Annotated in this window: 13 protein-coding genes; 9 read left to right on the top strand and 4 right to left on the bottom strand. The window is 61.8% G+C overall.

All coding sequences use genetic code 11. The features are described from left to right. The first annotated feature begins 503 nt into the window (after positions 1 to 503). On the top strand, positions 504 to 1655 hold the full coding sequence (locus IFT99_RS19190) for an MFS transporter (RefSeq protein ID WP_065989436.1): 1152 nt from the start codon (positions 504 to 506) through the stop codon (positions 1653 to 1655). A gap of 15 nt (positions 1656 to 1670) precedes the next feature. Here the strand turns inward: IFT99_RS19190 and IFT99_RS19185 are convergent, their stop codons facing one another. Further along, positions 1671 to 2108 (bottom strand): carboxymuconolactone decarboxylase family protein, encoded by a 438-nt coding sequence (locus tag IFT99_RS19185; RefSeq protein WP_192134378.1) that lies wholly within the window; start codon positions 2106 to 2108, stop codon positions 1671 to 1673. Positions 2109 to 2208: 100 nt separating this feature from the next. After that, positions 2209 to 2694, bottom strand: a complete 486-nt coding sequence (locus IFT99_RS19180; RefSeq protein ID WP_065989700.1) for a multidrug/biocide efflux PACE transporter — start codon at positions 2692 to 2694, stop codon at positions 2209 to 2211. Positions 2695 to 2812: 118 nt separating this feature from the next. Between IFT99_RS19180 and IFT99_RS19175 the strand changes: the two genes are divergently transcribed. Further along, positions 2813 to 3700, top strand: coding sequence for a LysR family transcriptional regulator (locus IFT99_RS19175; RefSeq protein ID WP_192134376.1), 888 nt, complete (start codon positions 2813 to 2815; stop codon positions 3698 to 3700). Between the two features lie 6 nt (positions 3701 to 3706). Here IFT99_RS19175 and IFT99_RS19170 read toward each other — a convergent pair whose 3' ends face one another. Next, the gene (locus IFT99_RS19170; RefSeq protein ID WP_192134374.1) at positions 3707 to 4633 is read right to left on the bottom strand and encodes a LysR family transcriptional regulator; all 927 of its coding nucleotides are present in this window, start codon (positions 4631 to 4633) and stop codon (positions 3707 to 3709) included. Between the two features lie 327 nt (positions 4634 to 4960). On the opposite strand from IFT99_RS19170, the gene IFT99_RS19165 reads away from it, so the two are divergent. From IFT99_RS19165 to IFT99_RS19145, 5 genes are all read left to right on the top strand, one after another. Then, a complete protein-coding gene (locus IFT99_RS19165) occupies positions 4961 to 5689 on the top strand; it encodes a DUF969 domain-containing protein (RefSeq protein ID WP_192134371.1) in 729 nt (242 codons plus the stop codon). Continuing rightward, positions 5686 to 6636 carry a DUF979 domain-containing protein gene (locus IFT99_RS19160; RefSeq protein ID WP_192134369.1) on the top strand — a complete coding sequence of 317 codons (951 nt, stop codon included), beginning with the start codon at positions 5686 to 5688 and terminating at the stop codon, positions 6634 to 6636. Before IFT99_RS19165 ends, IFT99_RS19160 begins: the two co-directional genes overlap by 4 nt. Positions 6637 to 6973: 337 nt before the next feature. Then, positions 6974 to 7894, top strand: coding sequence for a ribokinase (rbsK, locus tag IFT99_RS19155; RefSeq protein WP_192134368.1), 921 nt, complete (start codon positions 6974 to 6976; stop codon positions 7892 to 7894). Between the two features lie 67 nt (positions 7895 to 7961). Then, positions 7962 to 9293 (top strand): L-fucose:H+ symporter permease, encoded by a 1332-nt coding sequence (fucP, locus tag IFT99_RS19150; RefSeq protein ID WP_192134366.1) that lies wholly within the window; start codon positions 7962 to 7964, stop codon positions 9291 to 9293. Then, the gene (locus IFT99_RS19145) at positions 9290 to 10375 is read left to right on the top strand and encodes an aldose 1-epimerase family protein (RefSeq protein ID WP_192134364.1); all 1086 of its coding nucleotides are present in this window, start codon (positions 9290 to 9292) and stop codon (positions 10373 to 10375) included. Before fucP ends, IFT99_RS19145 begins: the two co-directional genes overlap by 4 nt. Before the next feature lie 217 nt (positions 10376 to 10592). Here IFT99_RS19145 and deoR read toward each other — a convergent pair whose 3' ends face one another. Continuing rightward, positions 10593 to 11363, bottom strand: a complete 771-nt coding sequence (deoR, locus tag IFT99_RS19140) for a DNA-binding transcriptional repressor DeoR (protein ID WP_065989462.1) — start codon at positions 11361 to 11363, stop codon at positions 10593 to 10595. 130 nt (positions 11364 to 11493) lie between these two features. Here deoR and deoC point away from each other — a divergent pair, with 130 nt between their 5' ends. Both deoC and IFT99_RS19130 read left to right on the top strand, forming a co-directional pair. Then, on the top strand, positions 11494 to 12174 hold the full coding sequence (gene deoC, locus IFT99_RS19135; protein ID WP_192134362.1) for a deoxyribose-phosphate aldolase: 681 nt from the start codon (positions 11494 to 11496) through the stop codon (positions 12172 to 12174). A 173-nt stretch (positions 12175 to 12347) separates the two neighbouring features. Further along, entirely contained in the window at positions 12348 to 13301 is a 954-nt protein-coding gene (locus tag IFT99_RS19130) for an alpha/beta hydrolase (protein WP_244657024.1), read from the top strand. Positions 13302 to 13343 lie beyond the last annotated feature (42 nt).

Here is a 13343-nt window from a genome sequence, read left to right as displayed (position 1 = left end):
AAAAGCACTAAAAGTAACCAAAAGTGCCTGCTCTCGGTTTGGCCCGACTTCGTCGGGTTCCCTCACTCCGACGACGCTCCGTGGGCCCGCGCCGAACGGACATCCATGTCCTGGCGGCGCTCTCGCGGCATCCATGCCGCTCGGCCCACTCCGCGTCGTCTGCGTTCGGCCTGCACCAAAGTCGCGATTGGCGGTGTTTGAACTACCGCGTAGAAGATCAACAGCGACAGCGACAGCAACAGCAACGGCTTCCCGGCTGAAGCCGGTCCCACTGAAGCAATTGATCGTTCCCACGCTCCGCGTCCGTGTCGTCGAGATCGATTGAGGCGTTCTTGAGGCCACTCCCTTCAACATCCCTTCTTCGGCATTGTTTCAAGCTTTGTTAGGCTGGTCCCTATTTCGAGGGGACTATTTCGAGGGGACTGATTTATTTACAGCGCTTCACCGTAAATGAATCTGTCCCCGTCCAAGAGTCCCCGTCCAAGCATTTCAAGGGAGCGGCAATGACTTCCATCAGCACCGCAGCGCCCGTGGTACCGGGGCGGCTGGAGCAGTTTTCGACGCGTATCGCGTTTTTTGTCACCGGGTTCAGTATGTCGGCCTGGGCGCCGCTGGTGCCTTATGCGAAAAGCCGTCTGGGCCTGGATGACGCCGGCCTCGGGTTGTTGCTGTTGTGCCTGGGCATTGGCTCGATCGTGTCCATGCCACTGGCCGGAGCGATGACGGTGCGTTATGGCTGTCGGCGGTTGATCGTGATAACGGGCGGCATCGCCTGTGTGTGCCTGCCTTTATTGGCGACGCTCAGCTCGGTGCCGCTGATGGTCGCCACGCTGTTTGTCTATGGCGCGAGCATGGGCGCGCTGGGTTGCGTCACCAATATCCAGGCGATCATCGTCGAACGGGCGAGCGGCAAGACCATGATGTCCGGGTTTCACGGGCTGTTCAGCTGCGGTGGGATTCTGGGGGCGGCGGGGGTGTCGGCGTTGTTGAGCGTTGGCGTCTGGCCGTGGCTGGCGATGGCCTTCGTCGCGTTGTTCATTGCCCTCGCGCTGTATAAAGCCGCGCCGCACTTGTTGCCCTATGGCAGCGAACCGGGCGGGCCGGCGTTTGCGATTCCGCGGGGCGTGGTGCTGTTCATCGGGTTGATGTGCTTCACGGTGTTCCTCACCGAAGGCGCGATGCTCGACTGGAGCGCGGTGTTCCTCAGCGCCCAGCGCGGGGTCGAGCCGTCTTACGCAGGGTTCGGTTATGCGGTGTTCGCGCTGTTCATGGCAATTGGGCGCCTGTGCGGCGATCCGATCGTCCGGCGCCTCGGTGTGCACAAGATCATCCTGTTTGGCGGGCTGTGCGCGGCCGCCGGGATGACCGTCGCGACGCTGATTCCGGTTTGGCAGGCGGCGCTGTGCGGGTACGCGCTGGTGGGCATTGGCTGTTCCAACATCGTGCCGGTGTTTTACAGCGCGGTCGGCCGGCAGAAAACCATGCCGGAGAACGTGGCAGTGCCGGCGATCACCACATTGGGCTACATCGGCATTTTGATGGGGCCGGCCGGCATCGGTTTTGTCGCTCACCTCAGCAGCCTCGGCGCGGCGTTCATGATCATCGCCGTGATGCTGCTGGGCGTGGCGATCAGCGGGCGGTTCTTGCGGGTCTGAAGCCAATAACGGGAATCAGCTCGGCATCATCGCAAAGCCCACGCCGAAGCGGTTCCAGGCGTTGATGGTGGCGACGGCGAGCGTGATGTTGACCACCTCGGCGTCGCTGTAGTGCTTGAGCAGCGCCTCGTACTGATGCTGCGGCGCGCGGTGCACGGGCAGCAGCGTGAGGCTTTCCACCCAGGCAAGTACGACCTTTTCCTTCTCGGTGAAGAATTCGGTGTCTTCCCACACGCTAAGGGTCTGCAGTCGGGCCTCGGTTTCGCCGGCCTTGCGTGCGTCATTGGCGTGCAGGTTGACGCAGTACGCACAGCCGTTGAGCTGCGAAGCACGCAGACGTATAAGCTCCGAGAGCGAATGATCCAGCCCCGATTTGCTCAGCGCCGTCTCCAGCCCGACCATGGCTTTGTAGGCCTCCGGCGATTTCTGGGCCCAGGCGATTCGGTTGTTCATGTCAGTGCTCTCTTCAAAGGTTGCCGGCGATCTTACGTCGGCGCTGGGGCACGCCGAATAGCCAATGAAGGAGGTTTAGGGGAGACCAATTACGCGGTTATCAATCAGCGGCGCATGACTGGGGCCGGGCAATCAGTCGCTCGCGAATCCCGTCGTAGGCCAGGTTGAACAGCATTGTGTACGGCAGATACAAAAGCACCAGGCCGATGTCCAGCAGGAAGGCTTCCAGCAATGTGACCGACAACCACCACGCCACCATCGGCACCACCATGAAAATCAGTCCCGCTTCAAAGCCGATGGCATGCAGCGCACGCGCCTTGAGATTCAGGGCGAAACCCAACCGCGCCCGCAGGCGGTCGAACCCGGCGTTGAAGACCATGTTCCAGAGCATGGCGATCGTGGAGATCATCACGGTCATCGCGCCCATCTTGCCAATGGACTGGCCGAGCACCCAGGCCAGCCCTGGCGCAAACATCAGCACGCCGATCAGTTCGAACAGCAGCGCATGCAGGACGCGCTCTTTGAGGGACTTTCGCGAAACGACCGGCTTCGCGGTCGTGTGGGAGGTCAGGGTATGCAGAGGCATGGGGGCGATCACTTTTTCGGGGCAGGTGTGCATTGTCGTGGTGCGATGGGCTAGAGTGAAAATCGGTCCCATCGGAAAAACCGATGGGGAATTGAGCGCTGTGCAGAGGTGCCACCCCGTGAGTTATTCCCCCGAAGCCCTTGAAGCGTTCGCGCAGACCATCGCGCTGGGCTCGTTCAGTGCCGCTGCGCGACGGCTGGGCAAGAGTCAATCGACCATCAGCGAGGCCATTTCGCGGCTGGAGATTGATCTGGGGGTCGAACTGTTTGATCGGTCAACCCGCCATCCGGCGCTTACCGAAGCGGGCAGGGCGCTGGAAGGGCGCATCGAAGACGTGCTCGCAGCGTCCGACACTTTGCGTCGTGCGGCAGGGCGTCTGGTTGAAGGGATGGAGCCGCGCCTGACGCTGGTGCTGTCCGACGCCAACCAGTTCGCTGAATTTCAGGCACGCATGACCGAACTCGATCAGCGCTTTCCGGAGCTGGAACTGGAGTGTGTGTTTGCCGAGCACGGCGACGCGATCAACCTGATCCAGACGGGTCGTGCGTCCCTGGGTTTGCTGTCGGCCCAGGCCTCGTATCCGCCGGAAGTGGGCTACGCGACCATCGTCGAGCGCGCCGACTTCGGCATCTTCGTTTCCCATAACCACCCGCTGGCCACTGAAAAGGCCGTCGATTATCGCCATCTCGCGCAGCATCGGGCGTTGCGCCTGAACACCATCGTTGACGAGAGCGTGCCCACCGACGACCTGCCCAGCGGCGCGCGACGCAGCTGGTCAGCGCCCAATTACCTGCTGCTGATGGACATGGCGATCTTCGGATTCGGCTGGTCGGCACTGCCGCGCTGGCTGGTCAGCACCTGCGGTCAGGGCCGGTTGAAGGAACTCACGGTGCCGGGTTGGCCGCGCAGCTCGGCGGTCGACGTGATCTGGTCCCGGCAAAAAAGCCTGGGCCCGGCGGGGACGTGGCTGCTGGACACGCTGCTGGAGGGGCGGGGGGGCTATTGATCGGGCTTACTCGGGTCCGCCCTCCAGTACAAACCCTTCCGGCATCTCCTGAGCGAACGCGTTTACCACCTCGCGGGTCAGGCTGACGATGTCTTCCACCAACTCCATGCCCGCGCCGGTGCGCCAGCTGGCGACGATGTCCATCAGCGGCGGCAGCGGCACGTTCTCGATCAGCGTCAACGCGCCCTGGGCCAGTTCGCCATGGACCAGCGTCACCGGCAGCGCGCCGATGCCGAAGCCGTCGCGCACCAGGCGGGTGATCGCCGACGCCGAGTTCACGCAGTTGATCCGTGGCGTGACGATGTTGGCGGTGTGCAGCATGTTGAGGATGTCCTGGTGCGGCCGCGAGTTGCGCGAGAACGTGACGATGCGCGCTTCGGCGATCTCTTCGAGGGTCACGTCCGGGCGGTCGAACGCCGAGCCGGTCGGCACTACCCAGCGCAGGGGATAGCGCGCCAGCACCGCGTTGCGCACGCTGTCAAAACGCAGCACGTCGGTCTGGAAAATGATGTCCTGATACCCCTTTTCCAGCTGCGAGCAGAGGTTGCTGGCGGTCTCGGCGGTGAGCTCGATTTCCAGGTTCGGGTAACACTTCATCAGGCGTGTTACCAGGGGGCTGAGCCAGGTGTGTATCACCGTATCCATGGCGCCGATGCGGATGCGGCCGCGCACCTGGCTCGGGTCCTTGATCGCCGCCTTCATGCTTTGCATGGTGTCCATGATGTGCTCGGCGTATTCGAGCACGCGCACGCCCTCTTGGGTCAGCGACACGCCCCTGGAATCCCGGACGAACAGGCGCACCCCCATTTCGTCCTCCAGCGCAGCGATGCGGCTGGAGATAGAGGCCTGGGTGCTGAACAGTTTTTCCGCCGTCAGACGAAAGCTTTTCAGCCGCGCGACCCAGACGAAGGTTTCCAGAAACTTGAGATTCACCGAGGGATTTCCTTGAGCAATTGAGCGCCGGCTGACATTCAGCATGACCTGCGATCGACACATCGTGACCGGCACGGCCTGTGCAAACCGAGCACTGGAACAGCAGGTTGCATGCCATCCCGGCAACAGAAAATCTTATGGACCATAGCGGGTTTTTCCCGTTGGACGCCCCGGCGGGACTGCGGTGCCATGGGGCAGCGGCGCTGTGACTCCGTTGAGCCTGGGCTTAGCCTGTGCTGAGCATAAGTGCTGTCATCGCTCGTTTCTCGACCCTGTTCCTCATTCGTGCCCCAGCAAGGTACCGCCACTGCCAACGAGAACCCCATCATGCAAACCGCTATCAACCTCTGGCCGCTGCTTGGCGTGCTGGTCATCGTTCTGGGCTTCGTCCTGCGTTTCAACCCGATGCTGGTCGTGGCGCTTGCCGCTCTGGCCACCGGCCTTGCCGCCAGCATGCCGCTGGAAACCATTCTGGCGACCATCGGCACCGGCTTCATCAAAACCCGCACGCTGCCGCTGATCATCCTCTTGCCCCTGGCGGTGATCGGTTTGCTGGAACGCCACGGCCTGCGTCTGCACGCGCAGAACTGGATCGCCCGGTTCACCGGCGCGACGGCCGGACGTTTGCTGATCGCCTACCTGTTCGTGCGGGAAACCACTGCAGCCTTGGGGCTGACCAGCCTCGGCGGCCACCCGCAGATGGTGCGGCCGTTGCTCGCGCCCATGGCCGAGGGCGCCGCTGAATCGCGTTTCGGCAAGCTGCCCGAGGGGTTGCGCATCAAGCTGCTGGCGTTGTGCGCAGCGACCGACAATGTCGGGCTGTTCTTTGGTGAAGACATCTTCGTCGCGTTTGGTGCGATTGCGCTGATGCACACCTTCCTGCTCGGCTCCGGCATTGATGTCAACCCGATGCACATCGCCTTCTGGGGGATTCCGACAGCGATCTGTGCGTTCGTCATCCACGCCATCCGCCTGCACCGTTTTGATCAGCGCCTGAACCGTGAGCTGACGGCGCTGCCGCCGGCTTCCGCCGTCGACAAGGAGCTGGCGCGATGATCATTTCCATTCAATACCTGTACTGGCTGGCGGGCGTGATTCTGGCGATCACCGCGTTCATGACCGCGACTGATCGGAGCAACCCCAAGCGCTGGACCACGGGGCTGTTCTGGGGTCTGTTCGCCATAGCGTTTCTGGTCGGCGAGAAGCTGCCACCGGTGTGGGTGGGCGTCGGGGTGATCGTCATGGCGGTGATCGCCGGGTTCGGCGGCGTGGGTTTCGGCCAGCATGAGAACCTCAACGACCGGGCGCGGCGGGAGAGTGCAGGGCGCTTGAAGAACAAGCTGTTCATTCCGGCGCTGGCGATTCCTCTGGTGACCGTGATTGGCGCGGTGCTGCTGAAGAACATCAAGTTTGGCGACGTCTTTCTGCTGGACCCGGCCAACAGCACGTTCGTGTCGCTGGGCATTGGCAGTCTGGTGGCGCTGGCCCTGGCCTGCTGGCTGACCCGCGACACGCCGGTGCAGGCCATGCGCGAATCGCGGCGCCTGACCGAAGCGCTGGGTTGGGCATTGGTGCTGCCGCAGATGCTGGCAATGCTCGGCCTGGTGTTCAACGATGCGGGCGTCGGCAAAGCGGTGGCTCACCTGGCCACGGCCTACATCAACCTGGATTTTCGTCTCGTCGCGGTGATGGTGTATGTGCTGGGCATGGCGCTGTTCACCATCGTCATGGGCAACGGCTTTGCTGCGTTTCCGGTGATGACCGGCGGCATCGGCGTGCCGGTGCTGGTAGGCATGTACGGCGCCAACCCGGCGGTGATGGCCGCCATCGGCATGTTCTCGGGCTACTGCGGCACGCTGATGACGCCCATGGCGGCCAACTACAACCTGATACCTGCAGCGTTGCTGGAACTGCCTGACAAATATGCCGTGATCAAAGCGCAAATCCCCACCGCGCTGGCGATGCTGGTGGCGAATATTCTCCTGCTGTATTTCCTGATGTAGTCATTTCCTGATCTGGTTTCAGCGCCCGGCCCGCAGGTTTTTGCGGGCAGACCTCCTCCCTCGGCTCGCTTCCACCATTCAAATTCGGCGTTGTCTGCCCCTCACCGCAAACGTTTGCGCGAATTCGTGGTCTGTACGACCAGTGGCTGCAAACCCTCTGCCTCAGGGCTTACAGCCCGCTTTCCATGAACACCGTGTGCACCCGATACCAGGCCGCATGTCTCCCCGTGAAGAAATAGGTTGAATAGTCACACAAAATGTTATTTAAATAACAAAAATAAAACCGCGACGGTGGCTCATTCTTCGGGCCCAGCGCGTGAACAAGGTACTCACACACATGAATAAGATCGCGGTCATCGGCAGCAATATGGTGGATTTGATCACCTACATCGACCGGATGCCGGCGCAGGGTGAGACCCTCGAAGCACCGAGTTTCGCCATGGGCTGCGGCGGCAAGGGCGCCAATCAGGCCGTTGCAGCGGCCAAGCTGGGCGCTGACGTGCTGATGCTGAGCAAGGTCGGCGACGACATGTTTGCCGACAACACCCTGGCCAATTTCAAGCGCTACGGCATCGATACCCAATTTGTCCAGCGCGTTCCCGGCGTATCCAGCGGCGTCGCGCCGATCTTCGTGCAAAGCGATTCCCACAACAGCATCCTCATCGTCAAAGGCGCCAATGCGCACCTGAAACCTGCGGACATCGACGCTGCCCAGGCCGCGTTGCGCGACTGCACGCTCATCGTGCTGCAACTGGAAATCGAGCTGGAAACCGTTTACTACGCCATTGAATTCGCCAAGGCCAACGGCATTCCGGTGCTGCTCAATCCTGCGCCTGCCGTGAAGGGCTTGAGCCGCGAGCACCTGTCGCAGCTGGACTTTTTCATTCCCAACGAAACCGAACTGGCGCTGGTCACCGGGCGTGTCATCGACTCGGTGGAATCGGCCCGCGCGGCCGCCCGGCAACTGGTGCAGGACGGCATTCGTCACGTCATCGTCACCCTCGGTGAGAAGGGCGCGCTGTACGTCGGCGAAGAAGGCGAATTTCGCGTTGAAGGCATCAAGGTCGATGCCCGCGACACCACCGGCGCCGGCGACGCGTTCATTGGTTGCTTCGCCCGCCACTGGAGCGAAGACGGTGACATGCGCAACGCCATGACCCGCGCGGTGGCCTATTCCGCGTGCTCGGTCACCGGCCTCGGCACCCAGAGTTCCTACCCGGACGCTGCCGCGTTCGGCCACTTTCTCGACACTCTTTGAGCCGCCGCGCCTTGCCGATCGCCTGATCGGTGGGGCGGGTATTTCCTGTACTTCCCGGAGAACAACAATGACAAAGCCCGCGCTCCAACAATCACCGGACGGGTTCTACCTGAACCGCACGCCGTGGTTCGCCTTCCTGCTGCTGTGCTGCTGTTTCGCGCTGTGGGCGGCGGCCGCGAGCATGAACGACGTGCTCATCGCGCACTTCAAGAAAGCCTTCCTGCTCAGCGATGTGCAGACCTCTTTCGTGCAATCGGCGTTCTACCTCGGTTACTTCTTCGTGGCGATTCCGGCGGCGATGGTCGTCAGACGTTTCAGCTACAAGACCACTATCCTCATCGGCCTGGTGCTGTACATGGCGGGCTGCTCGCTGTTCTTCCCCGCAGCGTCGATGGCCAAATACGGCATGTTCCTGATGGCGCTGTTCGTCATCGCGGCCGGCCTGGCTTTCCTTGAAACCGCCTGCAACACCTACTCGACGCTGATGGGGCCGCGTGAAACCGGCACCCGTCGCCTGAACATTTCCCAGACCTTCCACCCGTTCGGCGCGATGACCGGCGTGTACGTGGGCAGTTTCGTGATGTTCAAGGACACCGACGCCACCCGCGAGCAGTTGACGCAAATGAGCGCCTCGGAAGCCGCCGTCCAGCAACTGCAGATGATTCAGTCCACGCTGCTGCCGTATAAATGGATGATCGCGGTGCTGGTCCTGATGTTCGTGCTGATCGCGTTCACCAAGTTTCCGGCGTGCAAGGGCATCGTCAAGGCCAACGTCAAATCCAGCAGCATCGGCCAGAGCCTGTCGCGTCTGTGGCGCAACCCGCGCTTTACCTTCGGCGTGCTGGCGCAGTTTCTGTATGTCGGCGCGCAAGTGGGCGTGTGGAGTTTCACCATTCGCCTGGCGATGCAGATGGGCGGGATGAACGAGCGCAGCGCTTCGTGGTTCCTGCTGACCACTTTCGCGGCGTACTTCGTCGGCAAGATGGTCGCCAACCTGCTGATGCGCAAAATGTCCCCGGCCAAGGTGCTGGCGATCTACGGCGTGCTGGCCATCGTGCTGCTGGCCTACACGATTCTGGTGCCGAACATCAGCGCGGTGTATGCGGCGGTGGGTGTGAGTATTTTCCTGGGCCCTTGCTGGCCGACCATTTATGGCCTGACCATCGACGGTCTGGGTGAGGACACTGGCGTCGGCGGTTCGCTGCTGGTGATGAGTATTGTCGGCGGCGGCGTGATGCCGATCTTCCAGGGCCTGCTCTCCGACGCCACCGGCGGCAATATGCAGATCGCCTACACCGTGCCACTGCTGTGCTTTGTGGCGATCGTCGCCTACGCCATTAAATGCATGCGTGATCCGCTGCCGGCCCAGGCGCCGGTTGGCGCGGTGACGGCATCATGAGGGGCACCGAAACGCGCACCACGATTTCGCTGTACCCGGAGCTGTTCAGTGGCGATGAAAAGACGCTGCTGGAATCCGCTGACTTTCGTGTGCTGGCCTGGACCTATCCCAGCGGCGTGAAAGCCCTGGCGCTGGAGAATGACCGCGGCCGGGTCGTGGTGCTGCCTTATCAGGGGCAGATGGTCTGGTCAGCGGTGTTCGATGGCTGCGACCTGACCATGCGCAACATGTTCGAGCAGCCGCGCCCGAGCCCAACGGTGATCGGCACCTACGGCTGCTTCATGTTCCACAGTGGGATCTTGCGCAACGGCTGCCCGACACCGGAAGACGATCATCCGTTGCACGGCGAAATGCCCTGCGCGCCGATGGACAGCGCCTGGCTGGAGATCGGCGAGGATGCTGGCGGCGGGTTTTTGCGCATCGGCGGCGAGTATGAATACGTGATGGGCTTTGGCGACCACTACCGCGCCAGGCCCAGCGTGACCTTGCGCCCGGGTTCGGCGCTGTTCGACATCGGCATGGACGTGCGCAACCTGGCCGGCAAGCCGATGGAGCTGATGTACATGGCGCACATGAACTATGCCTACGTCGACGGCGGACGTTTGGTCGAGCCATTGGGCATGGCGCGTACACGGGTGCGCAGCAGCGTGCCGGCCCACGTCAAGCCGACGCCGGCATGGTCGGCGTACATGGCCGAACTCACCGAAGACCCTTCGCGGCTGGAAAGCCTGAGCACGCCTGATTTGTACGACCCGGAGATCGTTTGCTTCTTCGACGGCGTCCACGCGGACGCCCAGGGCAATGCGCATTTCCTGCTCAAGCACCCTGAAGGCCCGGCGTTTTACACGCGTTATCAACCGGCGCAGTTCGACCATGCGGCGCGGTGGATCCTGCACAACGCTGATCAGCAGGTGGCTGCGTTTGTGCTGCCTGCGACTTGCGAGCCCGAGGGGTATCTGGCGGAAAAGGCCAAAGGTAATGTGCGTTTGTTGGGTGCGGGGGAGAGCGCGTCGTTCAGCGTGACGACGGGGTATCTGGGGGCTGAAGAGGTGCGGCAGCTGGAAAGCGATCTGAAACGCTGAAGGCGCCTTCGCGATCAAGGTGGAGCGCCACCCCGGTCGCTCCCACCGTGACCGGTTTCCGTCAACAGATGTCCGGTGACTTCTGATTCGCTGAGAGTGAGCTTGCTTACTCTCACAGTGATCAGTTTCCATCCTCGGATCTTGAAACCACATCATACTTGTGGGAGTGAGCTTGCTCACGAATGCAGTGGCGCAGGCAACACAAATTCAGGGCCGATCACACCACCCAACGCGCCCCATACCCCTCAATCAAATCCCGATAAACCTTCGGCAGCTTCTTGTCGCTCACCACCACATGAAAGTCCTGCAACGTCGCGAAATGCGCCGTGCGCACGGCATCGAACTTGGAATGATCGGCCAGCAACATGCAGTGCCGGGCCTGGCGCAGGACCTTTTGCTTGACCTCCACTTCATTGAAGTTGAAGCAGGTCACGCCCAGCTCGTCGCTGACCCCGGCTGCTGAAACGAAGGCCCAGGTCAGGCGGATGCCATCCAGAATCGTCGCTTCGCTGTGGTGCTCGAACACCTGATTCTTGCGATGAAAGGTCCCCCCGCACAACACGATGGAGCAGTTGGGCTTCTGCTGCAGCTTGAGCAGGACGTTAAGGGAATTGCACACGGCGGTGAATTCCAGCTCGTCCGGAATGAAGTCGATGACGAAAGGGATCGTGGTGCCGCAATCGAAAAACACCGTATCGCCGGGTTGGATGAACGCTGCCGCGAGCTTGCCGACCCGGCGCTTTTCCTCGACGTGACGGGTGCCTTGCTCAGTGACCTTGTAATCACTGGCCTCGGACGGATCAAATGCCAGGGTGATGTGCCCGCCCAACAAGTGGAATTTGTCGGGGTGGCGGGTCAGGTCACGACGCAGGGTCATCTCCGAAACGTCCAGCAGGGCGGCCATTTCCTTCAGGTGAATAGCCTTCTGATCGTGCAGGGCTTGCTGGATCAATTTGATCCGGTCGGATTTTTTACTGTCCACGGGCATTCCGATTGTCGAATGGATATGGTAAAAAAATAACATTCATTGTTATATTTACAACATAAAATGATGCGCTCAGGCATGAAGCTTAAAGCGTGTCGCTGGTTACCGCCTCACTATCAGGAAACGATTGGCCATGAAGATCGAACCCGCAGCACTCGCCCAGTACATCGACCACACCTTGCTGGCCGCCGACGCCAGTCGCGAGCAGATCGCCACCCTGTGCCGCGAAGCCCAGGCGCACGGATTCTATTCGGTGTGCGTGAATTCTGGCCAGGTGCCTTACGCCGCCTCGTTGCTGGAAGGCCAGGCCGTCAAAGTCTGCGCTGTGGTCGGCTTCCCACTGGGCGCCGGGCTGAGCGACACCAAGGCTTTCGAGGCGAAGCAGGCTATCGCGGCCGGCGCGGGCGAGATCGACATGGTCCTGAACATCGGCTGGCTGAAGGACGGTCTGTTTGATGAAGTGAGCGACGACATCGCTGCCGTCAAAGACGCCTGTGGTGCGGTCCCGCTGAAGGTCATCTTCGAAACCTGCCTGCTGGATGACGCGCAGAAAACCCGCGCCGCCGAGATCTGCCGTGACCTCAACGTCGCCTTCGTCAAGACCTCCACCGGTTTCAGCCGCAGCGGCGCGACCCTGGAAGACGTCGCCCTGATGCGCAAGGTCGTGGGGCAGGGCGTTGGCGTGAAAGCGTCCGGCGGCGTGCGTGACTATGCAACAGCGGTGGCGATGATCGAAGCGGGTGCGACGCGACTGGGGACCAGTTCCGGGATCGCGATCGTCAGTGGGGCGGCGGCTTCGGGCTCGGGTTACTGATTCTGGCGGAAGGTGTCTGGCGCTGACCCTCGCAGGGCACCGTCACTGGTGTGGGCTGGCCTTTCGACAGAAGGCCTTTCGACAGAAGCCTTTCGCCGAAAAGAGCAGGACCCACCCCGCCAATGAGTGGCAAACTGCCGATGCACTCACTTCTGCACCGGACACCTTTCTCAATGCGAACATTCTCCCTGGCGCGGCTCAAGGCTCGCTGGTTCTTCTGGCTGTGCATGCTGCTGATCGTCGTCGGTCTGCCGGTCGGTTGCGCAGCGCTGCAGCACAAGGAGCGTGAACTGGTCTTCATGATCGAGCCCGGCACGGCGAGCTGGTACCGCGGCCTGCCGTCCGATGTGCAAGAGCTGGAACTCAAGGGGCCATCGTTTGGCCTCGGGCAGAACATCCATGCCTGGTGGTGGGCTTCGGACAAAAAAGACGCTCCCGCCATTCTGTATCTGCACGGCTCGCGCTGGAACCTCACCGGTCAGCTGTTCCGCATCGAACAACTGCGCGCCCTGGGCTTTTCAATCCTCGCCATCGACTACCGCGGTTTCGGTCAGAGCAAGGGCCAGTTGCCGTCGGAAGCGTCGGTCTATGAAGACGCGCGCATCGCCTGGGAACGTCTCAAGCAGATTCAACCCGACCCGCAAAAACGCCTCATCTACGGTCATTCGCTGGGTGGCGCCGTGGCCGTTGACCTCGCCGCCGAACTGGGCCGGGACACGCAGAAAGGCGACGGGCCAATTCAGGCGCGGGGTCTGATCATCGAATCGACCTTCACCAACCTCGCCGACGTCGCGTCCTCCGTCGCCAGCAAACGCACCTCGTTGCCGGTGCGTTGGCTGGTCTCGCAGAAATTCGACTCCATCGACAAGATCGCCGATGTGCACATGCCGGTGCTGATCGTCCATGGCACGGCGGACCCGTTCGTCGCGCCGCGTTTCAGTGAAGCGTTGTTCAACGCGGCACAGGAGCCGAAGAACCTGCTGATGGTGCCGGGTGGTAACCACAACAACAGCATGAACCTTGGGCGCGAGGCCTACAGCCAGGCGATCCAGAACCTGCTCAGGGAGAAGCCTCCGGCAGTGCATGCGTCCAACGCATCGGCGGCGTTGCTCAAGCAACCCGGTTAGCCCCTTTTCATGAACGCGGCCGGTGTCCTCTCAAAGCACCTG

Origin of the sequence: Pseudomonas sp. CFBP 8772, from assembly GCF_014841665.1 — a bacterium.
Taxonomy (GTDB): Bacteria; Pseudomonadota; Gammaproteobacteria; order Pseudomonadales; family Pseudomonadaceae; genus Aquipseudomonas; species Aquipseudomonas graminis_B.
The sequence above is the reverse complement of the archived record's forward strand: the minus strand, read 5'-3'. Positions and strand labels throughout refer to the sequence as shown.